Source organism: Erwinia sp. TECH1, assembly GCF_054057575.1.
On the sequence record NZ_JBSRZK010000001.1, the window covers coordinates 2,224,519 to 2,250,020 of the forward strand.

The window sequence follows — 25,502 nt, forward strand, 5'->3', positions numbered from 1 at the left end:
GGCAGGTTGCCAGAATAAATGCGGGCCAGGCAGAAAGAAAAAAAAGTATTAACTCTGTGTTATATGAAAGAAATTTTCGGCGGCGGCGAAATGCGATAAGGACGACCGGCTCGCAAAATGTTAAATTATTGTATGTCATACTATGGCCCGCGCAAAACGCCCGGACGGGCAAGTTGGGTTTCATCATAACCAGTAAAGGAGAGAGACATGGCCGCCAACCGCATTGAAAAAGATTCAATGGGTTCCATCGAAGTGCCGGCAGATAAACTTTGGGGCGCGCAAACGCAGCGTTCTCTGGAGCATTTTCGCATCTCCAGCGAAAAGATGCCTGTTGAACTGGTGCACGCGCTGGCGTTAACCAAACGCGCAGCGGCGAAGGTGAACAGCGATCTGGGCCTGCTGCCCGCAGAACGCTCGCAGGCGATAGTGCAGGCTGCCGACGAGGTTCTGGCCAACCAGCACGCAACCGAGTTTCCGCTGGCTATCTGGCAGACCGGTTCCGGTACCCAGACCAATATGAATATGAACGAAGTCCTGGCCAACCGCGCCAGCGAGATCCTGGGCGGCGAGCGCGGCATGTCGCGTCTGGTGCACCCTAACGACGACGTTAACAAGAGCCAAAGCTCTAACGACGTTTTTCCTACCGCCATGCACGTTGCTGCCGTTATCGCGCTGAAAGAGCACCTGATCCCTCAGCTGAAAGTGCTGCAAAAAACGCTGGATGAAAAAGCACAGGCCTATAAGGACATCGTAAAGATCGGCCGTACCCATCTTCAGGACGCCACGCCGCTGACGCTGGGCCAGGAGATTTCCGGCTGGGTGGCCATGCTGAAGCACAATCTGACGCATATTGAGCAGAGCATTCCGCACGTGGCGGAGCTGGCGCTGGGCGGCACGGCGGTTGGTACCGGGCTGAACACGCACCCGGAATATGCGGTACGCGTAGCCAAAGAGCTGGCGGAGCTGACTAAGCAGCCTTTCGTCACCGCGCCAAACAAATTTGAAGCGCTGGCAACCTGCGACGCGCTGGTGCACGCGCACGGTTCGCTGAAAGGACTGGCGGCCTCGTTAATGAAGATCGCTAACGACGTGCGCTGGCTCTCTTCCGGCCCTCGCTGCGGTATCGGCGAGATCGCCATTCCGGAAAACGAACCGGGCAGCTCTATCATGCCAGGTAAAGTGAATCCGACGCAGTGTGAAGCGATGACCATGCTTTGCTGTCAGGTGATGGGCAACGACGTTGCGGTCAATATGGGCGGCGCGTCCGGTAATTTTGAGCTTAACGTTTATCGTCCAATGATTATTCATAATTTCCTGCAATCGGTGCGGATGCTGGCGGACGGTATGGACAGCTTTAATCACCATTGCGCCGTAGGCATTGAGCCGAACCGCGATCGTATTTCACAACTGCTGAATGAATCGCTGATGCTGGTAACGGCGTTGAATACCCATATCGGTTACGACAAAGCGGCGGAAATTGCCAAAAAAGCGCACAAAGAAGGCCTGACGCTGAAAGCGTCCGCGCTGAAGCTGGGCTACCTAACGGAAGAAGAGTTTGACCTTTGGGTCAGGCCGGAAGAGATGGTCGGCAGCATGAAAGCGTAATAGCTGAATAAGAGCGGAAATGTTTCCGCTCTTTTTTTATGCAAGGCGGTCACTGTAAAGGTGTAAACGAGGGATCAGCGAAAAGAGCTTTTTTGCTTCCGGTTTAAATCGATGCACGATCTTACCGGCATCGTAATTTAATAATTCGCCCAGCTTAGGGACAGATAAGGCATCGGGGCAGAGCACCAGCAAGGGAGAAGGGCAGGCGAGCTGCGTTTGTTTTTGCTGTTCCTTATTCCATACGCGGGCAATCGGCTGCACCTTGACCGGCCTTTTTATCTTCAGCTTTGCCGTAGCGGGCAGCGAATTAAGCATGGCGATCTCATCCTGTAATTTTTCCCCCCACTGTTCGCGCGTCCAGGGCGCCATAGCGCGACCGGAGCGCAGGCTTTTTTTCAGTTTTTCTACTATCTCTTCGCGGCTAACGTTTTTAATTATATGTTTATTTGCCCAGCCGAAACGCACGGAATCGGGCGCGTCGAGTAAAGAGATAGAGCGATAAGCGTTAAGCGTTATTAGCCCCCGCAAATGGCTGTGCACAAATTCAAAACGCTCTTCGCTGGGCACGCCCGACTCTACCGTAATAATTTCCTCCAGCCGCTTTTTTAGTTTATTAACGGTCTCTACCTGCTGCCGTAAAGCATCGGCCTGTTCCGGTGAAGCCTCAAGGCAAATGGCGCCGGGCAGGCGAACGGCGGCCTTGGTGCTGACCGTTTCCGACTGGTGCTGCATATAAAGGCGGCCGTAGTGGGCGAGGGCCATGGCGAAGGCGGGCTGCGCCAGATGCTGCACGACGGCGATTTCCGTGACGGGATCGTGTTCCTGACCTTTTTGAACAGGCGGCAGTTCAAACACGCGGGCGGCCAGCAGGCGCTGCCCGGAAAGCCGCTGCGTAAGCTCGCCTAAAGCGGCCTGCAAATCCGTGGCGCAGCGGTGCAGATTTTCAACGGCGTCGTATCGACTCATCATATGTCCTTAGTTACAACATACTTATAAGAGGGTAGAGAGTAAAGATTAACTACGCAAGCGAGGGAATAAAGGAACCGGTCAGAAAGGGAATAAAAGCTGCCACGCTGAATGACCAGCGTGGCTGAAGATTTAAATCAGGAAATCTTCCAGCTTTTTACCCTGATCCAGCGCCTGCTTAATCACCGCTGGCGTACGGCCCTGGCCGGTCCATGATTTGGTTTCGCCATTTTCATCGGTATATTGATATTTAGCAGGACGTGGCGCGCGCTTGGCACGAGATTTACCTGAATTAGTTTCAGCTGCGGTCAGCTCGCTTAAATCGATACCGTCGTCCAGAAGCATCTGACGATATTTCGCCAGCTTCTCTTCTTTTTCTTTGATTTCAGAAGCGATAGCCGCTTCTGCATCACGACGTTCGTTAACGACTGCTTCGAGTTTTTCCAGCATCTCTTCCAGTTCAGATAAAGAAACTTCACGAGCCTGTGCACGAAGAGTTCGAATGTTATTTAGTACTTTCAGAGTTTCGCTCATAAAGGAATCCGTAGCGTTAAGTTAGTTAAAAAACATAATCAGTGTATGTATCGTAGGACAGTGTACATAGAATTGCCGCAGTTAAAAACACTAAATCTCAAAAAAAATCCTTAATTACGCGACTTTTTCATATTTTTTGCAAAATAGCGCCGGCAGAATGACGCTATATTTTTTTATGAATGGGAAAATTCTTAACGCCATACTGAAGTGTGACAATAAAAAGGCACGTCAGGCTTATCAAACACCTCTACAATTACAGCGCCGAAGCGCACGGGTAAAGAGAGCTGATTTAATCTGCTGTAACGGCATCGTAAGAAATTTTTGCAAGCTGCCAGCAGGATTGTTTATCGGCCTGTTATGCTGCACGGCTTTAAACTCTGCCGCCAGGTAAAATCAGTAAAGCCGCCGCTTATAATGAAAGCGGCAAAGATAAAAATATCAGGATACAAAGTTGCCCTGCTTCGCCTTGCCCGTTTCACTAATTATCGTCAAATTCATCCGTTCGGCTTATCTTTGTAGTTACAACATACTTTTAGTCAGGTTTTTAAAGGTGGCGTTAAGTCCGCTATTACATGCAGCTCCTCTGTGGCTTTAAAACAGAGAACTAAAGCTTTATAGCTCGGGCAGGTAATAACCAGCGATACTGGTACGGTTTGTTTTGATGTGCCAGGATAAACTTATCTGTTTCAGCAGGATAAATTAATGCACGCCTCTTTTTTACGCTGGCCCGTTCTCATTCTGTTGTCTGCGCTTGTAGTAAGCCTTCTTGAACAGCTACGGCTGCCCGCCGCGCTGCTGCTTGGCCCCATGCTGGTGGCGATTGTCTTTGCCGCTCGCGATAAGCCGGTGATCATTGCCAGACCGCTCTTTTATTTAGCGCAGGGCGTGGTGGGGTGCATGATCGCCCGCGCCATGCCGCCCTCAATATTTACAGAAATAGCCGCAAACTGGCCGCTGTTCGGCGCGGCTATTTTCTCCGTTATTATCGCCAGCGCGCTGTCGGGATGGTTGTTAACCCGCTGGCAGGTGTTGCCAGGCTCAACGGCAATATGGGGATCGTCGCCCGGTGCCGCTGCAGCAATGACGCTGATGGCGGAAAATTATGATGCCGACGTGCGGCTGGTCGCCTTTATGCAATATCTGCGTGTGGTTATTGTCGCGGTGCTGGCTACCTTCATCGCACGTATCTGGGCGCCTTCGCCAACAGCCTCGTCAGCTTCGGCGTTTGCCATTATTCAGCCGGTGGCATGGCCCGCGTTCGGCGCCACTTTATTAGTAATTGTGGCCTGCGTGGGAATTAGCCGCCTGTTAAGGCTGCCTGCGGGCGCTTTATTAATTTCGCTGGCTGGCGGACTACTGGTGCAAAATACCCACTGGGTAAAACTGGAATTACCGCCTGTTTTACTGATGACGGCCTATGCTTTGATTGGCTGGAGCATCGGGCTGCGCTTCAATCGCGCTATCCTTATCTATGCGGCAAAGGCGCTGCCGCGTTTGCTGCTGGCGATATTTAGCCTGGTGGCCGTTTGCTGCGGGCTGGCTTTTTTACTGGTACGTTTCGCCGGTATCGATCCTTTAACCGCTTACCTGGCAACCAGCCCCGGCGGCGCCGACTCCGTAGCCATTATTGCCGCGTCCAGCCATGTCGATCTTTCCTTTGTTATGGCCATGCAAACCGGGCGTTTTATGGTGGTGCTGCTTACCGGGCCGCTTTTAGCTAAATGGTTAGCGAAGCGGGCAGGCGCGCGGCAGCTGACAGGCAATAAAAAGCCGGACTAAAAGTCCGGCCCTTATTTTTTATCAGGCTTCCGGGAAAGGCATGGTGCTGCCCGGCGCTTCGCGATGAATATGCAGGAAGGTCAGATGACGCTCGTACTGGTCGAGAATGTCATTGATGATCTGCTCTTTGGTATAGTCCATCAGATCGTTGCCCTGGGTACCCTCAAGCAGGAAGGTTTCCAGACGGAAATAGTCCGACTTGCCGCTGCGGGCGCGATAGGTAAACGCCGGTACGGAGTAGCGCTGCGGCCAGATCTGATACAGGAAGCTCTGCTCGTCGCCCAGGTTGACCACCATTTCCAGATGGTTGAGGCGTTCATCCTCCAGCGGCGGCAGCTCGCTGACCTGCACCTTAGCACCGCGTCGCTCCAGCTCCAGCGCGACTTCTTCCATCGCTGGTCGACAAACGTTATCCAGCATCTTTTTCGTATGCGTGCTGCCGGGATAGTTCATCACGCGGGAGATACGCTGTTTCCAGTTCAGGCGATCCTCGCGGGAAACCGGCGCTGGCGGCGTGCTGACGATGGTACTGGCGCGGCGGTGATCTTCCACGCGCAGCGACTTATAGAGACCGGCCATCACAAAGAAAATCACAAAGCTGAAGGGCAGGCCCATAATCACCGTGGTTTTCTGTAGCGCAGTCACGCCGTTAACCATCAGCATACCCAGCGTCAACAGGCCAATCGCCAGCGACCAGAAAATACGCAGCCAGTTAGGCGCATCGTTATTGATGTCGCTCAGCTTCGAGGTAAAGTTGCCCAGCACCAGCGAGCCGGAGTCCGCCGAGGTGACGTAAAAGAGCAGGCCGGTGATAGTGGCTACAGAGGCACTGAAGGTAAAGGCAGGATACTGCGCCAGCAGGCTGTAGAAGCCGCGTTCCGGGTGAGCCAGCGTTTCCTGCGCCAGCGCGGTGTTGCCGTGAATAATTTCATACAGCGCGCTGTTGCCGAAAATTGACAGCCACAGCAGGGTAAAGATAAACGGAATGGTCAGCGTGCCCACCACAAACTGGCGGATGGTGCGGCCGCGTGAAATTCGCGCCAGGAACAGGCCGACAAACGGCGACCAGGCAACCCACCACGCCCAGAAGAACAGCGTCCAGTTGTTCATCCATTCGGTAGGGCGATCGAAGGCAAAACTGTTCAGCGTCATGCCCATAAAGCGGTTGATATAGTCGCCAACGTTCAGCACCAGCGCATTAAGCAGGAAGCTGGTGTTACCCATGCACAGCACGAACAGGATCAGACCCAGCGCCAGCAGCACGTTAAGTTCCGACAGCAGACGGATCCCTTTATTCACGCCGGAAGTCACCGAAATAGTCGCCATAATTACCGACAGCGCAATCAGCGCTGCCTGGGCCGTCAGCCCTTCCGGCACGTCAAACAGCACCTTCAGACCGTAGTTCAGCTGCACCACGCCAATCCCCAGCGTGGTGGCGATACCGAAAATAGTCCCGATAACCGCCGCGATATCCACTGAATGGCCGATAGGGCCGTTGATCCGCTTGCCGAAGATAGGGTAGAGCGCAGAGCGGATAGTCAGCGGCAGGCCATAACGATAGCTGAAGTAGCCCAGCGCGATGCCCATCAGTGCGTACATCGCCCAGCCGGTTAAACCGTAGTGGAACAGCGTCCAGACCATCGCCTGTCGCGCTGCCTCCAGCGTCTGCCCCTGGCCTTCCGGCGGCATCATATATTGCGTGACGGGTTCCGCTACGGAGAAAAACATCAGATCGATGCCGATGCCGGCGGCAAACAGCATCGCCGCCCAGCTCATCAGGCTGAACTCCGGCTTGGACTGCTCCGGGCCGAGCTTGATAGAACCAAAACGGGAAGCGGCAATCAGCACCACAAAGACGATATAAACGGTGGCCGCCAGTAGGTAATACCAGCCGAACGTATTGGAGACCCATTGCAGGGTATTATTTATCCAGCGATCGGATAAATCGGTAAAAAAGATAGTGGCAAGCGAGAACAGCAGAATTAACGCTGCTGAGGTATAAAAGACCACGGGATTAATGCGGTCTTGCTGATCTTTCCTGGGTATTTCAGTCGTCGGCATAGATTCTCCGAAAAAATGCTCAAGAATAAACCCGGTTTTCACAAAGCGTGCCTTAGCGCATACTGGGAAACATCCGCCGCATATCCGCTAACTACACTGGGGAACCGCTCGGGCAGGTAGTTTATGAGGTTGATCTTTGTCGATTATTTAGCTGTTTGCTCTGTCTCCTTCCTTCAATTGTTAAAAAATAAGCTCCACATGATAGTTTTTATTGATTGAGCATTCAATTAAAAATAACAGAGCGGTAAATTCATCGCATCAGACCTTATAGTTTCTGTGCGTTATTGGTTTTGGCTTTTACTCTAATAACCAGCACCGCATGGAAGGGCGTAGCAATAATTAAAAACTTATGCTGCAATGATTAACGAGGCTTGCAAAAGCAAATAAGGAATTATGATGACTGAATATGCAATTATCGCGGGTGGCTGCTTCTGGTGTACCGAAGCCGTGTTTAAACAGATTAACGGCGTGGAATCGGTAGAGAGCGGCTACATTGGCGGCCACGTTGCCAACCCGACTTACAAGCAGGTCTGCACGGGCGAAACCGGCCATGCGGAAGCTATCCGCCTGGGCTTCGATCCGGAAAAAATCAGCTACGGCGAGCTGCTGGATATCAGCTTCGCTACCCATGATCCAACCCAGCTAAACCGTCAGGGTAACGATATCGGTACCCAATACCGCTCGGCGATTTTCCCGCTGAATGAAACGCAGGCGGTGGAAGCCAAAGCGGCTATCGCGCGCGCGCAGGCGGAGCTGGCGGAGCCGGTGGTAACGACCATCGAGAGCGCCAGCGAATGGTATCCGGCGGAAGATTATCATCAGAACTATTGGGAAGGCGAAGGGCAGGAAAACCGTTATTGCCTGGCCGTGATCCCGCCAAAACTGCAGAAGCTGCGCAAGCACTACGCCAGCCAGAATAAATAAGGCGTTACTTCTGAAAGCGGGCAGCCAGCCCGCTTTTTTTACAGCTTTTTACTGCGCAGGCGGAAACCGGTCATCAGCGCCAGCAGCAGCAGCAGCGTAATAAAACCGGCAATGCCCGGCCAGCCGAAATGATGCCAGAACACGCCGCCAAGCGTACCCGCCAGGCTCGATCCCAGATAGTAGCTAAAAAGATAAAGCGAAGAGGCCTGGCCTTTGGCACGTCTGGCGCGCGGGCCTATCCAGCCGCTGGCAACGGAATGCGCCGCAAAAAAGCCGGCCGTAAACAGCATCATGCCCGGAAAAATCAGCCATAACGTATTCGCCAGCGTGATCAGCACGCCAGCCAGCATCAGGGTCACCGACGCCAGCAGCATCGCCGCCCTGCCGTATTTAGCGGTCATCGCGCCCGCTTTCGGCGAGCTCCAGGAGCCGGTGAGATAGACCACGGAAAGCAATCCTACCACCGCCTGGCTCAGCGACCACGGCGGTGACAGCAGCCGGTAGCCAATATAGTTAAACAGCGTGACGAACGCGCCCATCAGCAAAAAACCTTCTGCAAACAGCAGCGGCAGGCCGCTGTCGCGCCAGTGCAGCCGAAAATTGATCAGCAGGCTGCGCGGCCTTAGCGAGGCGGGGCGGAAATGGCGCGAGGGCGGCAGAATTTTCCAGAACATCAGCGCCCCCGCCAGCGCAAAGCAGCCAATAACCGCGACCGCGACTCGCCAGCTGGTAAAATCGGCGATCACGCCGCTTAACAGACGGCCGCTCATGCCGCCGATGGAGTTGCCGCTAATATACAGGCCCATCGAAAAGGCGATGGCGCTGGGGTGGATCTCTTCGCTCAGATAAGTCATTCCCACCGCCGCCACGCCGCTCAGCGCCAGGCCGGTCAGTGCCCGCATCAGCAGAATGCCGTGCCAGCTGGACATGCCTGCCGACAGCAGCGTAAACAGCGCGGCCAGCATCAGCGCCGTCACCATAACGTTTTTACGGCCGACCGCATCGGAAAGCGGGCCGGTTACCAGCAGGCCCAGCGCCAGCAGACCGGTAGAGATAGACAAAGAAAGGCTGCTGGCGGCAGGCGAAACGCCGAATGCCTGCGACAGAATGGGCAAAATGGGCTGTACGCAATACAGCAGCGCAAAGGTGGCTAAACCCGCAGAAAACAGTGCCAGCGTCACGCGCATAAACTGCGGCGTGCCGCGCTTAATGTAGATTTCGGCGGGCGGGGTAACGCTTTCTTCTGCGGTAACGAGTCGGGTCGTAACGTTCACTGCCTGTCCTTAAACGTAGAAAAGTTGATGTTAATTTTATGTAACATTGAGCAGGTTGTATAATCTATTAATCCTCTCGATTGAGATGTTTAAGATATGAATATTGAGCTTCGTCACCTGCGCTATTTTATTGCCGTCGCGGAGGAGCTGCACTTTGGTCGCGCCGCTCAGCGTCTTGCCCTTTCCCAGCCGCCGCTCAGCCAGCAGATCCAGCAGCTGGAGCAGCAAATTGGCGCCAGGCTGCTGGCCCGCACCAACCGTAGCGTACGGCTCACGCCCGCTGGCGCCCAGTTTCTGGTCAGCGCCCGGCAAATCCTGCAAAACGTGGCCGTAGCGGCCGATAAGGCTGCCAGGCTGCATCGCGGGGAAGAGGGCACGCTGCGGATCGGCTTTACCTCCTCCGCGCCGTTTATTTCTGCGGTTTCCGACGCGCTGTTCAGCTTTCGCCAGCGCTACCCGGACGTGCATTTACAGATGCAGGAGATTAATACACGCCAGCAGCTGGCTCCGCTGCATGAAGGACGGCTGGATCTGGGCGTGATGCGCAATACGCCGCTGCCGGACACGCTGGAGCACCGGCTGCTGCTGCGGGAACCGCTTTGCGCCGTGGTTCATCGCGCGCATCGTCTGGCCGGGCGCGGCTCTGTCTCGCTGCGCGAGCTGGCGGCTGAACCCTTTGTTTTTTTCGATCCCCAGGTAGGCACGGCGCTCTACAGCGAAACCCTGACGCTGCTGGAGCGCTATGCCGTCCGGCCCAATATTGCTCAGGAAGTGGGCGAGGCGATGACCATCCTCGGGCTGGTCGCCACCGGGCTGGGCGTTTCGATCCTGCCCGCGTCGTTTCGTCGGGCGCGGCTGGAGCAGCTCAGCTGGCTGACGCTGCAGGAAGAAGATGCGCTGTCGGAAGTCTGGCTGGTATGGCAAAAGCAGGGCGAAATCAGCGCCGCTACCCAGCATATGCTGAGCCTGATGTTAAGAAACGATGATTTGTAATGATCAAGTAGCTAAGCGTTATTCTGTGCTGTTAATCACAATAAAAATCAAAGCGTTGACGAGCCAGCGGAACTGTTTCACCATGAGTAGAGATTTATTTTGAGGCGCGAAAATAAAGTGATAGCCGATAGTCAGCCTGGCCATATCGATCAGATCAAACAGACCAATGCGGGCGTGGTGTATCGCCTGATCGACCGCTACGGCCCGATATCGCGCATTGCCCTGTCGAAAAAAGCACAGCTGGCCCCGGCAAGCATCACAAAAATCGTGCGCGAGATGCTGGAAGCGCATCTGGTGCAGGAAACGGAGTTTCAGGAAGCGGGCAGCCGCGGCCGCCCGGCTGTCGGCCTGGTGGTGGATACGCCGGCCTGGCACTATCTTTCCGCCCGCATCGGCAACGGCGAGTTCACGCTGGCGCTGCGGGATTTAAGCAGCCTGCTGGTGGTGGAAGAGGTGCGGCCGCTGCCCGTTGACGATCCGCAGCCGCTGCTGTCGCGCATTATTAATGAAATCGACGCCTTCTTTATTCGCCACCAGCAGAAACTGGAAAGGCTAACCGCTATTGCCATCACGCTGCCGGGCATTCTCAATGCGCAAAAAGGCATCGTGCATCGCATGCCTTTTTACCGCGTCAGCGATATGCCGCTGGGCGAGGCGCTGTCGGCGCGTACCGGCCTGCCGGTTTATATCCAGCACGATATCTGCGCCTGGACCATGGCGGAAGCGCTGTTTGGCGCCTCGCGCGATCTTAATAACGTTATCCAGGTCGTTATCGATCACAACGTCGGCGCGGGCGTGATTACCGGTGGCCGCCTGCTGCACAGCGGCAGCAGCACGCTGGTAGAGATAGGCCATACGCAGGTCGAGCCATGGGGCAAACAGTGTTACTGCGGCAATCATGGCTGCCTGGAGACGGTCGCAAGCCTGGAAAGCGTGCTGGAGCTGGCCGCGCAAAAAATGCAGGCCGCGCCGGACTGCCTGCTGCATCAGCAGCCGCTTACCGCCGCGTCGCTTTGCGATGCCGCGCTGGCGGGCGATCCGCTGGCGAAAGGGATTGTCACCGGCGTCGGGCATCACGTGGGTCGTATCCTGGCAATTATGGTTAACCTCTTTAACCCTGAAAAAATAGTTATAGGATCGCCGCTTAATCGCGCCAGCGAAATCCTCTATCCCGCCATCGCCGATTGCGTGCGCCGTCAGTCCCTGCCGGTTTACGGCCAGCATATCGCCATCGAACCTACCCAGTTTTATAATCAGGGCACCATGCCAGGGGCCGCGCTGGTCAAGGATGCGCTCTATAACGGCACGCTGCTGGTGAAACTTCTCCAGGGCTGACGCCACGCCCTTTATTACGCAAAAGATTGCGCTAACGCAAGCCTCACTCCTGTTCGCTACCCTAAGATGTTGCGTCTTAATTGTTAATTATTGTTTATAAATTATCGACAGAATCGGAGCGTAGAGAGAGTATGTTAAAGCGTTTATTTGTCACTGGCACCGATACAGAAGTGGGTAAAACAGTGGTCAGCCGCGCACTCTTGCAGACGCTGTCCGAAGGGGGGCGGCGGGTGGCTGGCTATAAGCCCGTCGCCAAAAGCAGCCAGCAAACCGATGAGGGGCCGCGCAACAAGGACGCGCTCGTGCTACAGGCTTCTTCTTCCGTTACGCTTCCTTATTCCGCCATTAATCCGCTGACCCTGCTGGATGATGAGATCAGCACCAGCCGCGATGCCGTTATCAACTACCAGAAGCTGAGCGAGAGCCTGCACGCGCTGTCAGCCCAGGTTGATTCCGTAGTCGTGGAAGGCACCGGCGGCTGGCACAGCCTGATGAACGATCTGCGTCCGCTTTCCGCCTGGGCGGTTGATGAGCGGCTGCCGGTAGTGATGGTGGTCGGCATCAAGCTGGGCTGCATCAGTCATGCGCTGCTGACGGCGCAGGCGATAGCCAACGACGGCCTGCCGCTGTTGGGCTGGGTCGCCAACCGCATTAATCCCGGTCTGGCGCATTATGCGGAAATTATCGACGTGCTGAGCCAAAAAATTCAGGCGCCGCTGCTGGGCGAGCTGCCTTACCTGCCGAAACCGGAACAGCGTGAGCTGGCCCGCTATCTGGATTTGAGCGTGCTGCGTCAGCCATAGCAACTGCCGCCGTTCCCCTTACGTTTTCTTTTCTGCCTGCCGCTGCAGCACCTGCTGTAGCGGTTTTTTTATCGCGCCAGCGCACAAACAGGAAACATCCGGCGCCAATCCAGGCCAGAATAAGAACGGACAACACTAAGGAGCGGTATGACTGAAACAGCACACACCGGGGTGAGCCATCGCCACTGGATACTGATCGCCGCGATGCTGGCGATGTTTATGGCGGCCATTGAGGTGACCATCGTCGCCACGGCCATGCCCACCATCGTGGCGGAGCTGGGCGGATTTTCACAATTTGGCTGGGTTTTTTCCGTTTATCTGCTGACTCAGGCGGTCAGCGTGCCCCTTTACGGCAGGCTTGCCGATCTGTGGGGAAGGAAACGCGTCTTCTTTATCGGCACGTCGTTGTTCCTTCTTGGCTCGGTACTGTGCGGTTTCGCGCCCGCCATGAGCTGGCTGATCCTGTTTCGCGCCGTCCAGGGGCTGGGCGCGGGCGCAATTATGCCGCTGACCGCGACTATTATCGCCGACGTCTACTCGCCAAAAGAGCGGGCGGGTATCCAGGGCTGGCTCTCCAGCGTCTGGGGCGTGGCGGCGGTGGTCGGGCCGCTGACCGGCGCCTGGATAGTGGCGCATTTCAGCTGGTCGCTGGTGTTCTGGGTTAACGTGCCGGTAGGGATCGTTTCGATGCTGATGCTGGCGCGCTGGTTTCCGGAATCGCGAGGTGAAACGCGACAGAGGCTTAACCTGGCGGGCAGCGGCTGGCTGATGCTGACGGTCAGCGCGCTGCTGACGGCGCTGCTGCAGGCACAGCTGCTCGGTAACTGGGCATTTGTGCTGTCTGGCGTCGCCATACTGTCGGCTTTTATGCTGGTACGGCATGAAAAAAGGGCGCCCGCGCCGCTGTTCCCGTTGGTGATATGGCGTAGCCGGACAATCGTGGCGGGCAACCTCGGCAACCTGATTATCGGCGCAGCAATGATGGGCATCAGCGCATTTTTGCCCACGTGGATCCAGGGCGTTAACGGCGGCACGCCGCTCCAGGCAGGCAGCGCGCTGGCGATGATGTCGATCGGCTGGCCGCTGGCCAGTACGCTCAGCGGCAGGCTGATGCTGCGCACCTCTTACCGTTTCACCGCCCAGCTTGGCTCGCTGCTGCTGATTGCCGGTACGGCGCTGCTGCTGACGCTGCACGTGGACAGCGGCATTAGCTACGCGGGGGTCGCCGCGTTCGTTATTGGCACCGGTATGGGCATGACCAGCACCACGTTCCTGATCGCCGTGCAAAACAGCGCGGAGTTTTCAGTACGCGGCATTTGTACCGCCTCGGTGATGTTCAGTCGCCTGCTGGGATCGGCGGCAGGCACGGCGGTCATGGGCGCGGTGCTCAACTATAACCTGGCGCAGCGGCTGCCGCAGCACGACGATCCGATGCAGCAGATTATGGCGCAGGCGCAGAGAGAAGCTTTATCGCAAAGGAGTTTGCAGCATGTGATTGGCGAGGTGGCCAGCTCGCTGCACTGGGTGTTTGCCGTTTCATTGGTCATCGCCTTCGCCAGCCTGGCGGTGGCGCGGTTTATCCCGGCGAAGAAACCGGAATAAAGAAAGGGCCGCGCAGGCGGCCCTTATCCATCAGGAAGAGGGGGCATCCTGAGAGGTCCCGGCGCTGGCCGGTACGGCTGCGTCGCTATCGCCGTTGCGTTCACGCTTGTAGACTATTTTTTGCGAATCGTTTTCACAATGGCCTACCACCTGACCGCCAGCCTGATCGGCCTGGTCGCTGGGCACCACGTCCAGCGTAAAGCCGGAAGCAGGCACGCCGTTATTGATAATTTTCTGATTAATGTCCGCTTTAACCGTCTCGCAGGAAGCCTGTACAGCCAGCGGAGCGGCGACCATCAACGCCGGTAACAGCCATTTTATCGCTTTCATCGTCCTTTCCTTTTGCCTGAAAATTACGCTAACTATAGCAGCTATCCGCTATCAGGGCGCGACGGGACGTCCGCTGCGGCGATCCAGGCAGCGCAATGTGCTCGGCTCCCAGTAGGCATTAACGTTCAGGCTCTGCTCACAGGCGTCGCGAGTATCAATGGCGCGGTCAGCCTTATCAAAATTCTTTTCCACGCGCTGATTCACTTTGCTGCGCAGACGATGGGTTTCATCCCACTGCTCTTTCTCCTGGCGGGCCTGCTCTTTAGTCAGCGAGCTGTCGCCGTCCTGAATGATCAGCCTGTCCGTTCTTGCTTCGGCGGTCTGCTGAAAAGAGGCCAGCGCGCCAAACAGAACCAGCGGCAGCGCAGCCCTGACCAGCGTAGATTGCCAGAAAGTCATCTTTTTCATCATCAATTCCTTATTCCTGTTTTACAGCCGCGCGGCTGCATCGAACGCCGCGAATAGTATATCATCTGCGCGCGCGGGCTAACCAGCCGACTTGCGCATCCGTTTAGCCTGTAGTGAGGAAACATGCTGCTGAAAACCGTCCTGCTTTTTTCTCTGACCGCGCTGGCCGAGATCGTCGGCTGTTTTCTGCCCTGGCTGTGGCTACGCAAGGGTGGCTCCGCCTGGCTGTTGCTGCCCGCGGCGGCCAGCCTGGGGCTGTTTGTCTGGCTGCTGACGCTGCATCCGGCGGCGAGCGGGCGCGTCTATGCGGCCTACGGCGGCGTATATGTGGCGACGGCGCTGCTGTGGCTGCGTTTTGTGGATGGCGTAAAGCTAAGTCATTACGACTGGGCGGGCGCGGCAATCGCCCTGGGCGGGATGCTGATTATCGTGGCCGGTTGGGGAAGAGGGTAGCAAATCAGAACAGGCCCGGCAGAAGGTAGCCGCCGGGCCAGATAGCGCATTACGCCTTATGGACTTTCAGCCCGGCCAGGGTTTGCGCGACCGGCATCATTTCCAGCGTGTTGATATTGACATGCTTCGGCAGCGTGGCAACCCACCAGACTGCTTCGGTCACGTCTTCGGCAGTCAGCGGCTCGGTGCCGTCGTAGACGCTATCGGCCTTAGCGTTATCGCCTTTAAAGCGCACGTTGGAAAACTCCGTGCCGCCCACCAGTCCCGGCTCAATATCGGTCACGCGCAGAGCGGTGCCGTGCAGATCGGTGCGCAGATTCAGGCTGAACTGCCGCACGAAGGCTTTAGTCGCGCCATAAACGTTGCCGCCCGCGTAAGGCCAACTGCCGGCAATCGATCCCAGATTGATAATATGGCCCACGTTGCGCTCAACCATCGCCGGCAGTACGGCGCGGGTCATATAGACCAGCCCTTTATTATTGGTGTCGATCATCGCTTCCCAATCGTCCAGGCTCGCTTTATGCGCGGGTTCGATGCCTAACGCCAGCCCGGCATTATTGACCAGCACGTCGATATTGCGCCATTCGGCGGGAAGCTGCTCCAGCGCCTCTTCAATGGCCGCACGGTTGCGGACGTCAAGCTGTAACGTATAAAGGTTGTCGCCCAGCTCCTGTTTCAACGTTTGCAGACGCTCCTGACGACGGCCGGTGGCGATTACCTTGTGTCCTTCACGGATAAAGCGTCGGGTAATGCTTTCGCCGAATCCGGCAGTGGCACCCGTAACAAATACGATCATCTCACTGTTCCTCAACGCATTTTGGATTCTCAACACGATAACACTTCAGATCGATTCTGATAAGAAGGATTGGTTATGGTTGATAATACAGGCTGCACGATCGAGGTGCGTTCTGCGTAAAAACGCCAGAAAACGGTGCAATGGCACAGGGAAAAACTGCTCGCTGCGCAAGAAAAAAAGGCAGGTAATCGTTTGCTGATTGCTGCAATCGGTTGCGCATACGATTGCCTCGATTCATTCAGGGTTTCTTAATGCATCCATATTTAAGTAACTGATAAATAGCATATAAATTCCGATTATTAATGTGGCACAGCAATTGCAACTCTGAACGTAGGCCGTTCACTGATTGCCGAAGACTTGTTCAGAAGGAAGCGCTATGCCATCCATCACCGCCATTCGCGGCAGTTTTTTTGATATCACCGCACCGGTCAGCCAGCCTGAAGAACTGCCGGCCCACGCCCGCTACATTGAAGACGGCCTGCTGCTGCTGTGCGAAGGCGAAATTCTTTCGCTTCAGACGTGGGAAGCGGGGCAGCATCAGCTCGCCGCCGGGCAGCCGATAACCGACTACCGAGGCAAGCTTATTGTGCCGGGTTTTGTCGACAGCCATATTCACTATCCGCAAACGGAGATGATCGGCGCTTTCGGCGAGCAGCTGCTGGAGTGGCTGCAACAGTACACTTTCCCGGTAGAGAGCCAGTATCACTGTCCGCAGCACGCGGCAAAGATGTCGGCCTTTTTTCTGCACCAGCTGCTGAGTAACGGCACCACCACGGCGCTGGTTTTCGGCACCGTGCATCCGGAATCGGTGGATGCGCTGTTCAGCGCGGCCGAAGGGTTGGGAATGCGTCTGATCGCCGGGAAAGTCATGATGGATCGCCATGCGCCGGACTACCTGACCGAGACGCCCGAACAGAGCTACCGGCAAACCCGCGAGCTGATTGAGCGCTGGCATAATCGCGGGCGCCTGAGCTATGCGCTGACGCCGCGCTTTGCGCCAACCTCTTCGCCAGCGCTGCTGGAAAAGGTCAGGCAGCTGAAGGAAGCCTATCCGGATATCTGGCTGCACACCCACCTGAGCGAAAACCCGCAGGAAGTTGCCTGGGTCAACGCGCTTTTCCCCGAGCGCGACGGCTATCTGGACGTGTATCACCATTATCAGCTGACGGGCCGCCGCAGCGTCTTCGCGCACTGCATCCATCTGGAGGATAGCGAGTGGGACTGCCTGCATCAGACTGATTCGGCAGTCGCCTTCTGTCCTACTTCTAACCTGTTTCTCGGCAGCGGCCTGTTTAAGCTACAAACCTGCTGGCAAAAAAACGTCAGGCTGGGCATCGGTACGGATGTCGGCGCGGGCACCACTTTTAATATGCTGCAAACGCTGGGCGAAGCCTACAAGGTCGGGCAGCTACAGCAGTATAAAATGGCCGCCTGTGAGGCGTTCTACCACGCCACGCTCGGCGGCGCGCAGGCGCTGGATCTGCATCATAAGATCGGTAACTTCCAGCCCGGCAAAGAGGCGGACTTCGTGGTGCTCGATCCGGCCGTCTCGGCGCTGCAAAAGCTGCGCTGCGCCAACAGCCGCGATATCTGGGAGAAACTTTTTGTGCTGATGACGCTGGGCGACGATCGCAATATCGCCTGTACCTGGGTCAACGGCAAACTGGTCTGGCAGCCGCAGAGCGAGGAGAAAGCCGCATGATCCAGTTTTTACTGAACCAGACGCTGGTCACCGAGCAAAGTCTCGATCCTGAAACCACCGTACTGAACTATTTACGCCAGAACCAGCGCCGCTGCGGCACCAAAGAGGGCTGTGCTTCGGGCGACTGCGGTGCCTGTACGGTCACGTTGGGGCGCGTCGAGGCGGGCAAAATGGTGTATGAAACCGTCAACAGCTGCATCACCTTTGTCAGCAGCCTTCAGGGCAAACAGCTGATCGCCGTTGAGGATCTCCGCCAGGGCGACGAGCTGCACGAGGTGCAAAAAGCGCTGGCGACGTGCCACGCCTCGCAGTGCGGCTTTTGCACGCCGGGTTTTGCGATGTCGCTGTTTACGCTGCAAAAAAACAGTGAAGGCTGGCGGCGGCAAGAGGCGGAGCAGGCGCTGGCGGGCAACCTGTGCCGCTGCACCGGCTATCGGCCGATTATTGATGCGGCGCGTCAGGTCTGCGAACGGCCGCAGCCGGACAGCTTTGCGCAGCGCGAGGCGCAGACGGTGGCAAAACTGATGGCGATCCACAACGGCGAAGAGCAGGAGCTGGCGTTCAACGGCAACCGCTGCCTGCTGCCGAAAAGCCTCGATCGCCTGGCGGAACTGCTGCTGGCGCATCCGGAGGCGAAGCTGCTGGCGGGCGGCACGGATTTAGCGCTCCAGGTGACGCAAAGTTATAAACCGCTGCCTTTGGTTATCGCCCTGGATCAGATAGCAGCACTGAAAGCCTGTCGGGAAGAGGAGCAGGCGATTGTGCTGGGGGCGGGCGCTTCCCTTCAATCCTGCGCCACGCTGTTGCGGCCCCATATTCCTGCCTTCGCGCAGGTGCTGGAGCGTTTCGCTTCGTTGCAGATCCGCAATCGCGGCACGCTGGGTGGCAATATCGCCAACGGCTCGCCCATCGGCGATACCCCGCCGATGCTGCTGGCGCTCAACGCAACGCTGACGCTTCAGCGCGGCTCGCAAATCCGCACGCTGCCGCTGGATGAATTTTTCGTGGACTATCGCAAAACTGCGCTACGGCCCGGCGAATTTATCCTGTCAATCAGCGTACCAAAAGTGACGGCGTCACAACATTTCCGCGCGTGGAAGGTGTCCAAGCGGCTGGAAGATGATATTTCCGCCGTTTTCGGTGCATTTATGCTGGAGCGCGATGCCGACGGCCGGGTAACCGCCGCGCGTATCGCCTTTGGCGGCATGGCGGCAACGTCAAAACGTGCCTTCCATTGCGAAAGCGCGCTGGTGGGCAAACCGTTGACGCAGCAGTCGCTGGCGCTGGCCTGCCGCGCGCTGGAGCAGGACTTTACGCCGCTGAGCGACTTCCGCGCCAGCGCGGCCTACCGGTTACAGGTAGCGAAGAACCTGCTGCGTCGCTATCACGCTTCGCTTACGGAAGAGCTAACCCTGCTGGAGGTAACAGACTATGTCCAATAATCGTCCCTTAGTGGCGGCTGACGTTATCGCCCGGCAGTATCAGGCAGGCATTCAGAGCGGCGTCGGTAAAAGCAATAAGCACGAGAGCGCGGATAAGCACGTCTCCGGCGAGGCGATCTACATCGACGACAGGCTGGAGCTGCCGGGCATGCTGCATCTCTGTCCCCGCCTTAGCGAGCATGCGCACGCCCGTATCCTCAGCATAGATACCGATCCCTGCTACGCCATTCCCGGCGTGGTCAGCGTGCTGACCTGGCAAAGCGTGCCGGGCGAAGGGGATATCGGGCCGCTGGAGCCGGGCGATCCGCTGCTGGCAAAAGACGTCGTAGAGTATGCCGGACAGATCGTGCTGGCGGTGGCGGCGTCAAGCCCGCAGGCGGCCCGCCGGGCGGCGGAAGCGGCCATTATTGAGTACGAGCCGCTGACGCCGGTGCTGGACGTCAAAGAGGCGCTGGCGAAAGCGCATTTTGTGCAGCAGCCGCATGTGCACCAGCGGGGCGACGCGGAAGCCGCGCTCGCTCGCGCCAGCCATCGGCTTCAGGGCGAGTTCCACATCGGCGGCCAGGAGCATTTTTACCTGGAAACGCAGATTGCGCTGGTGGTGCCGGGCGAAGACCAGTCGCTCCAGGTTTTTTCCTCCACGCAAAATCCGACGGAAGTGCAGAAGCTGGTAGCGTCGGTGATGGGGATCACCATGAACAAGGTGACGATAGATATGCGGCGGATGGGCGGCGGCTTTGGCGGTAAAGAGACGCAGGCCGCCGGCGTCGCCTGCCTGTGCGCGGTAGCGGCGCGGCAGACGGGCAGACCGGTGAAAATGCGGCTGGCGCGACGTGACGATATGCACATAACCGGCAAGCGGCATCCCTTCTACGTGCGCTATGACGTAGGGGTGGATAACGATGGGCGCTTCTGCGGCGTAAAAATCGATCTGGCCGGCAACTGCGGCTATTCGCTGGATCTCTCTGGTTCGATCGTCGATCGCGCCATGTTTCATGCCGACAACGCCTACTATCTTGGCGACGCGCTGATCACCGGCTATCGCTGCCGTACCAATACGGCGTCCAACACGGCCTATCGCGGCTTTGGCGGCCCCCAGGGCATGGTGGCGATTGAGCAGATCATGGATCATATCGCCCGCGAGCTGAACCTCGATCCGCTTGAGGTACGCAAACGCAATTATTACGGCAAAGAAACGCGTAACGTCACGCACTACCACCAGCAGGTGGAAGGCAATTTGCTGGAGGAGATGACCGCGCAGCTGGAGGCCAGCGCGGACTATGCGGCCCGCCGCCGCGAAATCACCGCCTTTAATCACGGCAGCGCTTATCTGAAACGTGGCCTGGCGCTGACGCCGGTGAAGTTCGGCATCTCTTTTACCTCCAGCTTCCTTAATCAGGCGGGCGCGCTGATCCTGATCTACACTGACGGCACCGTACAGCTTAACCACGGCGGCACGGAAATGGGCCAGGGCCTTAATACCAAAGTTGCGCAGATCGTGGCGGAAGTGCTGCAAATCGACGTCGATCGCATCCAGATCACCGCAACGGATACCGGCAAAGTGCCTAATACCTCGCCGACGGCCGCCTCAAGCGGCACCGATCTTAACGGTAAGGCCGCCCAGAACGCGGCGCAGATCCTGCGCGACCGATTAACGGCTATGCTGTGCAGCCTGCATAACTGTAGCGCTGAGCAGGTCAGCTTCAGCAACGGCATCGTCAGGGCAGGCGAAAAACATTTCACCTTTGCGGACGTGGCGCAGCTGGCCTGGCTGAACCAGGTGCCGCTTGCCGCGACCGGCTACTACAAAGTGCCCGGCATTCATTACGATCGTGAAGCAGGGCGCGGCACGCCTTTTTACTACTACGCCTTTGGCGCGGCCTGCGTGGAGGTCATTGTCGATACGCTGACCGGCGAATATCGGCTGCTGCGGGCGGATATTCTGCATGACGTCGGCGCCTCGCTGAACCCGGCGATCGATATTGGCCAGGTTGAGGGCGGCTTCGTGCAGGGCGTGGGCTGGCTGACCAGCGAGGAGCTGGTGTGGAACGAGCAGGGCCGCCTGATGACCGACGGCCCCGCCAGCTACAAAATTCCGGCGATTGGCGACGTGCCTGCGGATCTGCGGGTTACGCTGGTGGAAAACCGTAAAAACCCCAAAGATACGGTGTTTCATTCCAAAGCGGTGGGCGAGCCGCCGTTTATGCTGGGGATTGCCGCCTGGTGCGCGCTCCAGGATGCCGTAGCCAGCGTTGGCGACTACCGTCAGCACCCGCTGCTGGATGCGCCCGCCACGCCGGAAAGGGTCTTCTGGGGGGCAGAAAAAATGAGGGAACATAATGCGACCTGACGACTGGATTAAAATACTGGCCTCGCTACACGAAAAGCGTGAGCCCTGCGTACTGCTGACGGTGCTGGAGGAAAAAGGCTCGGTGCCGCGCGACAGCGGCAGCAAAATGATTGTCACCGCCGGGCAATCTTTTCTGACCATCGGCGGCGGCCATCTGGAATATCAGTGCATCGCCCTTGCCAGAGAGATGCTGACGACGCGCAGCAGCGAACCGCGTAGCGAGCATTTCAACCTGGGCGCCCGGCTTGGACAGTGCTGCGGCGGCATGACCTCCGTGCTGTTTGAGCCGTTGATCCAGCCGCAGCCGCAGATAGCGGTGTTTGGCGCAGGCCACGTAGGCCGGGCGCTGGTCACCATTCTGGCGACGCTGCCCTGTCATGTCTGTTGGGTAGACGAGCGTAAAGAGCAGTTCGTTCAGGTGCCGGAAGGGGTGACGATCTGCTGCCCGGAAGATCCGCGCGACGCGGTGAAACAGATGCCGCCGGAAAGCTATTACGTGGTGATGACCCACCATCATCCCACCGATCTGGCGCTCTGCGAGGCGATCCTGACGCGCGGCGACTATCGCTACTTTGGGGTGATTGGCTCGGCGACCAAACGTCAGCGGTTCGATTACCGGCTGGAGGGCAAGGGCTTCAGTCGCCAGCAGCTGGATACCCTGCGCTGCCCGATTGGCCTGCCTGACGTGAAAGGCAAGCTGCCCGCTGAGATTGCGGTAGCGGTAGCGGGTGAGATTATTGCCTGCTATGGGCAATAAAACGGCCAGCATGGCTGGCCGGGATAAAGGAGAGGCGCGTCAGGTCACGCGATAAAATCTGATTGACTGATTATTTGAGGTTATCAGGAAAATTCGCAGGCAGCTCGCTGGCCGCACAGTCAATCACGCTGTCGTTATCGGGTCCGCAGTCGCGGATAAACGTGATCGTCGCGAACTCATCGATAATTTCCGTTGGATAAGCCGGGCCGGCTTCGCGATAGCGTTCCATTTCCGCAATATGCTCGTTCTGGAAACAAACGGTTTTTTGCGGGTCATTCATTACCCAGCGCGGGAAGAAGATGGTGCCGTGAAACAGGCGGTCGCCCAGGTTAGCTATCAGGCTGACGTCGGTGCCGGTCGGCTCCGTCCAGGAAATTTTATAGCTCTCCTCGCCGACACGCACGATATAAGCCCGCTGATCTTTCACCCAGCGGTTGCCGACCATGCCGCTGTGAATACGATAATCCAGCGTCTGCTCGTTCTTGACGTAAATTTCGTAATTCCAGCCGTTGTCGTAGGTATAAACCAGGTGTTTACCGATAAAGCCGCTCAGGTCATTTCGATCGAATTTCATCTTATCCTCCTGTGTTTTTTTGACACTTTATCGGTTTATTTTCTGAATTAATAACGCTAATTTTAAGTCAAATTCATCTGATAATTAAATCAATCATGCATAAAACGACGCTGGAACAGTGGGCGCTGCTGGAGAAAGTGGTGGAGTCGGGCAGCTTTGCGAAAGCAGCGGAGGCGACCTGCCGCAGCCAGTCTTCGGTCAGCTACAACCTCGCGCTGCTGCAGGAAAGGCTGGGCGTGGCGCTGCTGCGGCCTGAAGGGCGGCGGACCGTACTGACGGCGGCGGGCGAGCAGCTGCTGGCGCGGGTCAGACCCTTGCTGAAAGCGTTCTGGTATGTGGAAGCCCATGCCGCTCTGTTGACCACGGGCGTGCGGACGCGCCTGGATTTAGTGGTGGATGCCATTTTCCCGCGCGGGCGCCTGTTTACCATTCTGCGGCAGTTTCAGCAGCAGCATCCGCATACGCAGGTAAACCTTACCGAAGTGCTGGACTTTCTCCACCATTGATGCCGCGGCGGAGGCCGTGATCGCGCAGGTCGGCTACGGCTGGCTGCCGGAAGAGCGTATCGCCTCGCAGCTGGCTGCCGGCACGCTGAAAATTCTTCCCATGACGCACGGCGGCAGACGTGCTACACCCTTACATCTGATTGTTAAAGATTTATCATCGGACGATCGGCAAATCCAGACGCTGACCAGGCTGTTCAGCATGCCTGCCTGATGCCGCCCGTTTCGCCTATTCGGAGAGTCGATAAGGAGTCATGCCATGCCCACTAATCCGTTCAGCCAGCCCAGCCCGCTGCCGTTTCAGGCGCCGCCTTTCGATCGCATTACCGAAGCCGACTATCGTCCGGCGCTGGAAGAGGGAATGCGGCAAAAACGGGAAGAGGTAGAGCGCATCGCCAACAGCGCCGAGCCGCCGACCTTCGCCAATACTTATCAGGCGCTGGAGCAGTGCGGACTGATGCTCCGGCGCGTGGAGAGCGTGTTTAACGCCATGACGTCAGCCAACACCAGCGATCTGCTCCAGCAGCTTGACGAGGAGATGTCGCCACGGCTGACGGCGCTGGAGGATGATATCCGGCTAAACAGCCAGCTGTTTGCACGTCTCGACAGCGTTTACCAGCAGCGCCAGAGCCTGGGGCTGGACGACGAATCGCTGCGCCTGGTGGAAGTAACCTGGCAGGCGTTTCAGCTCGCCGGGGCCAGCCTCAGTGACGACACAAAAGCGCAGCTGAAGGTGCTGAATCAGCAGGCGGCCACGCTGACCACGCAGTTCACCAATAAGCTGCTGGCGGCGACCAAAGCGGGCGGGCTTGCCGTCAACGATGCGGCAGCGCTGGCAGGGTTAAGCGAGGCCGAACTGAGCGCGGCTGCCGCAGCGGCGCAGGAGAAAGGCCTGCAGCCGCAGTGGCTGCTGGTGCTGCAAAACACCACGCAGCAGCCGGCTCTGCAAAGCCTCAGCAACCGCGACACGCGGGAGGCGCTGTTTTCGGCTGCCTGGCAACGGGCTGAAAAGGGCGACGGCAACGATACCCGCGCGCCGATCGCTAATCTGGCCAGCATCCGCGCGCGTCAGGCGCAGCTGTTGGGGTTTGCCAGCTATGCCGACTGGAAGCTTCAGGATCAGACGGCCTCAACTCCCCAGGCCGCCCTCGATTTTATGCGTGCCATCGTGCCTGCTGCCACCGCGCGTGCTAACCGCGAGGCGGCGGATATTCAGGCGGTGATTGACCAGCAGCAGGGCGGTTTCCGCCTTCAGCCCTGGGACTGGCTGTTCTATGCCGAACAGGTGCGCAAGGCGAATTACGATCTGGATGAAAACCAGATCAAACCTTACCTTGAGCTGAATAACGTACTGGAAAACGGCGTATTTTGGGCAGCCACCCAACTTTATGGCATTACCTTTAAGGCGCGCAGCGATATCCCGGTTTACCATCCCGACGTACGCGTCTATGAAATTCTGGACGTCGATGGCGAACCGATGGCGCTGTTCTATACCGACTATTTCAAGCGCGACAACAAGGGCGGCGGCGCGTGGATGGGTAATTTTGTTGAACAGTCCACGCTGCTCGGCACTAAGCCCGTTATTTATAACGTCTGCAACTATCCCAAACCGCCTGAAGGGCAGCCCGCGCTGCTCGCTTGGGACGACGTGATTACGCTGTTCCACGAGTTCGGCCACACGCTGCACGGTCTGTTCGCCGAACAGCGTTATCCCTCGCTTTCCGGTACCGCCACGCCCAGGGATTTCGTTGAGTTCCCCTCTCAGCTTAACGAACACTGGGCCAGCGATCCGCAGGTATTCAGCCATTTCGCCCGCCACTATCAAACCGGCGAGCCGATGCCCACGGCGCTGCATAAGAAAATCATCAACGCCAGCAAGTTCAATAAAGGCTACGACATGACCGAGCTGCTGGCCGCGGCGCTGCTGGATATGCACTGGCACAGCCTGGCCGCCGACCAGCAGGAGCAGGACGTCGCCACTTTTGAACAGCAGGCGCTGGAAGCCGAGCAAATCGCGCTCGCCGCCGTGCCGCCACGCTATCGCTCCAGCTACTTTCAGCATATCTGGGGCGGCGGCTATGCGGCAGGCTACTACGCCTATCTGTGGACGCAGATGCTGGCCGACGACGGTTTTGTCTGGTTCAGCGAGCACGGCGGCCTGACGCGGGAAAACGGCCAGCGGTTCCGCGACGCCGTTCTGTCGCGCGGCAACAGCGGGGATCTGAAAGCGCTGTATGCACAGTGGCGCGGCAGAGAGCCGGAAATCGAAGCCATGCTGATTAACCGGGGATTAAAAGAGGAAGGCTGACGG

General features: G+C 57.4%; 21 protein-coding genes and 1 pseudogene. 14 read left to right on the plus strand and 8 right to left on the minus strand.

The window, feature by feature from the left end; genetic code table 11:
* Positions 1-207 precede the first annotated feature (207 nt).
* On the plus strand, positions 208-1,605 hold the full coding sequence (gene fumC, locus ACVWZ0_RS10470) for a class II fumarate hydratase (protein ID WP_253454347.1): 1,398 nt from the start codon (positions 208-210) through the stop codon (positions 1,603-1,605).
* A 36-nt stretch (positions 1,606-1,641) separates the two neighbouring features.
* On the opposite strand, the gene tus is transcribed toward fumC, so the two are convergent.
* Together tus and ACVWZ0_RS10480 are read right to left on the minus strand one after the other, a co-directional pair.
* Positions 1,642-2,571 (minus strand): DNA replication terminus site-binding protein, encoded by a 930-nt coding sequence (tus, locus tag ACVWZ0_RS10475; protein ID WP_253454346.1) that lies wholly within the window; start codon positions 2,569-2,571, stop codon positions 1,642-1,644.
* Positions 2,572-2,703: 132 nt separating this feature from the next.
* On the minus strand, positions 2,704-3,105 hold the full coding sequence (locus ACVWZ0_RS10480; RefSeq protein ID WP_125290095.1) for an H-NS family histone-like protein: 402 nt from the start codon (positions 3,103-3,105) through the stop codon (positions 2,704-2,706).
* 702 nt (positions 3,106-3,807) lie between these two features.
* On the opposite strand from ACVWZ0_RS10480, the gene ACVWZ0_RS10485 reads away from it, so the two are divergent.
* Positions 3,808-4,884 (plus strand): AbrB family transcriptional regulator, encoded by a 1,077-nt coding sequence (locus ACVWZ0_RS10485; RefSeq protein WP_253454345.1) that lies wholly within the window; start codon positions 3,808-3,810, stop codon positions 4,882-4,884.
* 21 nt (positions 4,885-4,905) lie between these two features.
* Here ACVWZ0_RS10485 and ACVWZ0_RS10490 read toward each other — a convergent pair whose 3' ends face one another.
* Positions 4,906-6,945: a choline transporter gene (locus ACVWZ0_RS10490; RefSeq protein WP_253454344.1), complete on the minus strand. Its 2,040-nt coding sequence runs from the start codon at positions 6,943-6,945 to the stop codon at positions 4,906-4,908.
* Between the two features lie 393 nt (positions 6,946-7,338).
* Here ACVWZ0_RS10490 and msrA point away from each other — a divergent pair, with 393 nt between their 5' ends.
* The gene (msrA, locus tag ACVWZ0_RS10495; protein ID WP_253454343.1) at positions 7,339-7,869 is read left to right on the plus strand and encodes a peptide-methionine (S)-S-oxide reductase MsrA; all 531 of its coding nucleotides are present in this window, start codon (positions 7,339-7,341) and stop codon (positions 7,867-7,869) included.
* A gap of 38 nt (positions 7,870-7,907) precedes the next feature.
* Here the strand turns inward: msrA and ACVWZ0_RS10500 are convergent, their stop codons facing one another.
* Positions 7,908-9,143, minus strand: a complete 1,236-nt coding sequence (locus ACVWZ0_RS10500) for an MFS transporter (protein WP_253454342.1) — start codon at positions 9,141-9,143, stop codon at positions 7,908-7,910.
* 96 nt (positions 9,144-9,239) lie between these two features.
* Here ACVWZ0_RS10500 and ACVWZ0_RS10505 point away from each other — a divergent pair, with 96 nt between their 5' ends.
* From ACVWZ0_RS10505 to ACVWZ0_RS10520, 4 genes are all read left to right on the plus strand, one after another.
* Positions 9,240-10,136 (plus strand): LysR family transcriptional regulator, encoded by an 897-nt coding sequence (locus ACVWZ0_RS10505; protein WP_253454341.1) that lies wholly within the window; start codon positions 9,240-9,242, stop codon positions 10,134-10,136.
* A gap of 117 nt (positions 10,137-10,253) precedes the next feature.
* Entirely contained in the window at positions 10,254-11,471 is a 1,218-nt protein-coding gene (gene mlc, locus ACVWZ0_RS10510; protein ID WP_125290144.1) for a sugar metabolism global transcriptional regulator Mlc, read from the plus strand.
* Between the two features lie 131 nt (positions 11,472-11,602).
* A complete protein-coding gene (gene bioD, locus ACVWZ0_RS10515) occupies positions 11,603-12,274 on the plus strand; it encodes a dethiobiotin synthase (protein WP_253454340.1) in 672 nt (223 codons plus the stop codon).
* Positions 12,275-12,421: 147 nt separating this feature from the next.
* Entirely contained in the window at positions 12,422-13,876 is a 1,455-nt protein-coding gene (locus tag ACVWZ0_RS10520; RefSeq protein WP_253454339.1) for an MDR family MFS transporter, read from the plus strand.
* A gap of 30 nt (positions 13,877-13,906) precedes the next feature.
* Here ACVWZ0_RS10520 and ACVWZ0_RS10525 read toward each other — a convergent pair whose 3' ends face one another.
* Together ACVWZ0_RS10525 and ACVWZ0_RS10530 are read right to left on the minus strand one after the other, a co-directional pair.
* Complete coding sequence (locus tag ACVWZ0_RS10525) at positions 13,907-14,206, minus strand: DUF1161 domain-containing protein (protein ID WP_253454338.1); 300 nt, start codon at positions 14,204-14,206, stop codon at positions 13,907-13,909.
* Between the two features lie 51 nt (positions 14,207-14,257).
* Complete coding sequence (locus tag ACVWZ0_RS10530) at positions 14,258-14,605, minus strand: DUF1283 family protein (protein WP_253460987.1); 348 nt, start codon at positions 14,603-14,605, stop codon at positions 14,258-14,260.
* A gap of 132 nt (positions 14,606-14,737) precedes the next feature.
* On the opposite strand from ACVWZ0_RS10530, the gene ACVWZ0_RS10535 reads away from it, so the two are divergent.
* Complete coding sequence (locus ACVWZ0_RS10535; RefSeq protein ID WP_253454337.1) at positions 14,738-15,067, plus strand: YnfA family protein; 330 nt, start codon at positions 14,738-14,740, stop codon at positions 15,065-15,067.
* A 49-nt stretch (positions 15,068-15,116) separates the two neighbouring features.
* Here ACVWZ0_RS10535 and ydfG read toward each other — a convergent pair whose 3' ends face one another.
* Positions 15,117-15,863 carry a bifunctional NADP-dependent 3-hydroxy acid dehydrogenase/3-hydroxypropionate dehydrogenase YdfG gene (ydfG, locus tag ACVWZ0_RS10540; protein WP_253454336.1) on the minus strand — a complete coding sequence of 249 codons (747 nt, stop codon included), beginning with the start codon at positions 15,861-15,863 and terminating at the stop codon, positions 15,117-15,119.
* A gap of 376 nt (positions 15,864-16,239) precedes the next feature.
* Between ydfG and guaD the strand changes: the two genes are divergently transcribed.
* Genes guaD through xdhC form a run of 4 tightly spaced genes read left to right on the plus strand, consistent with a single transcriptional unit; the run spans position 16,240 to position 22,114 of the window.
* Positions 16,240-17,565, plus strand: a complete 1,326-nt coding sequence (gene guaD / locus ACVWZ0_RS10545) for a guanine deaminase (RefSeq protein ID WP_253454335.1) — start codon at positions 16,240-16,242, stop codon at positions 17,563-17,565.
* Positions 17,562-19,007 carry a xanthine dehydrogenase small subunit gene (xdhA, locus tag ACVWZ0_RS10550; protein ID WP_253454334.1) on the plus strand — a complete coding sequence of 482 codons (1,446 nt, stop codon included), beginning with the start codon at positions 17,562-17,564 and terminating at the stop codon, positions 19,005-19,007. Before guaD ends, xdhA begins: the two co-directional genes overlap by 4 nt.
* Complete coding sequence (gene xdhB, locus ACVWZ0_RS10555; RefSeq protein WP_253454333.1) at positions 18,997-21,357, plus strand: xanthine dehydrogenase molybdopterin binding subunit; 2,361 nt, start codon at positions 18,997-18,999, stop codon at positions 21,355-21,357. The genes xdhA and xdhB overlap by 11 nt, the downstream gene beginning before the upstream one ends.
* A complete protein-coding gene (gene xdhC, locus ACVWZ0_RS10560) occupies positions 21,347-22,114 on the plus strand; it encodes a xanthine dehydrogenase accessory protein XdhC (RefSeq protein WP_125290082.1) in 768 nt (255 codons plus the stop codon). The genes xdhB and xdhC overlap by 11 nt, the downstream gene beginning before the upstream one ends.
* A 70-nt stretch (positions 22,115-22,184) precedes the next feature.
* Here the strand turns inward: xdhC and ACVWZ0_RS10565 are convergent, their stop codons facing one another.
* Positions 22,185-22,688 carry a phenolic acid decarboxylase gene (locus ACVWZ0_RS10565; RefSeq protein WP_125290081.1) on the minus strand — a complete coding sequence of 168 codons (504 nt, stop codon included), beginning with the start codon at positions 22,686-22,688 and terminating at the stop codon, positions 22,185-22,187.
* A 95-nt stretch (positions 22,689-22,783) separates the two neighbouring features.
* Between ACVWZ0_RS10565 and ACVWZ0_RS10570 the strand changes: the two are divergent.
* Together ACVWZ0_RS10570 and dcp are read left to right on the plus strand one after the other, a co-directional pair.
* Positions 22,784-23,405, plus strand: a pseudogene (locus ACVWZ0_RS10570) (LysR family transcriptional regulator).
* 45 nt (positions 23,406-23,450) lie between these two features.
* The gene (dcp, locus tag ACVWZ0_RS10575; protein WP_253454332.1) at positions 23,451-25,499 is read left to right on the plus strand and encodes a peptidyl-dipeptidase Dcp; all 2,049 of its coding nucleotides are present in this window, start codon (positions 23,451-23,453) and stop codon (positions 25,497-25,499) included.
* The last annotated feature ends 3 nt before the right edge of the window (positions 25,500-25,502 follow it).

Excerpts from the sequence above, each read along its gene's own strand:
- ACVWZ0_RS10530 (WP_253460987.1), bottom strand. The coding sequence starts at position 14,605 with ATGACTTTCTGGCAATCTACGCTGGTCAGGGCTGCGCTGCCGCTGGTT.
- msrA (WP_253454343.1), top strand. The coding sequence starts at position 7,339 with ATGATGACTGAATATGCAATTATCGCGGGTGGCTGCTTCTGGTGTACC.
- ACVWZ0_RS10565 (WP_125290081.1), bottom strand. The coding sequence starts at position 22,688 with ATGAAATTCGATCGAAATGACCTGAGCGGCTTTATCGGTAAACACCTG.
- ACVWZ0_RS10525 (WP_253454338.1), bottom strand. The coding sequence starts at position 14,206 with ATGAAAGCGATAAAATGGCTGTTACCGGCGTTGATGGTCGCCGCTCCG.
- ydfG (WP_253454336.1), bottom strand. The coding sequence starts at position 15,863 with ATGATCGTATTTGTTACGGGTGCCACTGCCGGATTCGGCGAAAGCATT.
- tus (WP_253454346.1), bottom strand. The coding sequence starts at position 2,571 with ATGAGTCGATACGACGCCGTTGAAAATCTGCACCGCTGCGCCACGGAT.
- xdhA (WP_253454334.1), top strand. The coding sequence starts at position 17,562 with ATGATCCAGTTTTTACTGAACCAGACGCTGGTCACCGAGCAAAGTCTC.
- ACVWZ0_RS10485 (WP_253454345.1), top strand. The coding sequence starts at position 3,808 with ATGCACGCCTCTTTTTTACGCTGGCCCGTTCTCATTCTGTTGTCTGCG.
- xdhB (WP_253454333.1), top strand. The coding sequence starts at position 18,997 with ATGTCCAATAATCGTCCCTTAGTGGCGGCTGACGTTATCGCCCGGCAG.
- ACVWZ0_RS10520 (WP_253454339.1), top strand. The coding sequence starts at position 12,422 with ATGACTGAAACAGCACACACCGGGGTGAGCCATCGCCACTGGATACTG.
- ACVWZ0_RS10490 (WP_253454344.1), bottom strand. The coding sequence starts at position 6,945 with ATGCCGACGACTGAAATACCCAGGAAAGATCAGCAAGACCGCATTAAT.
- dcp (WP_253454332.1), top strand. The coding sequence starts at position 23,451 with ATGCCCACTAATCCGTTCAGCCAGCCCAGCCCGCTGCCGTTTCAGGCG.
- xdhC (WP_125290082.1), top strand. The coding sequence starts at position 21,347 with ATGCGACCTGACGACTGGATTAAAATACTGGCCTCGCTACACGAAAAG.
- ACVWZ0_RS10535 (WP_253454337.1), top strand. The coding sequence starts at position 14,738 with ATGCTGCTGAAAACCGTCCTGCTTTTTTCTCTGACCGCGCTGGCCGAG.
- ACVWZ0_RS10505 (WP_253454341.1), top strand. The coding sequence starts at position 9,240 with ATGAATATTGAGCTTCGTCACCTGCGCTATTTTATTGCCGTCGCGGAG.
- guaD (WP_253454335.1), top strand. The coding sequence starts at position 16,240 with ATGCCATCCATCACCGCCATTCGCGGCAGTTTTTTTGATATCACCGCA.
- fumC (WP_253454347.1), top strand. The coding sequence starts at position 208 with ATGGCCGCCAACCGCATTGAAAAAGATTCAATGGGTTCCATCGAAGTG.
- ACVWZ0_RS10480 (WP_125290095.1), bottom strand. The coding sequence starts at position 3,105 with ATGAGCGAAACTCTGAAAGTACTAAATAACATTCGAACTCTTCGTGCA.
- bioD (WP_253454340.1), top strand. The coding sequence starts at position 11,603 with ATGTTAAAGCGTTTATTTGTCACTGGCACCGATACAGAAGTGGGTAAA.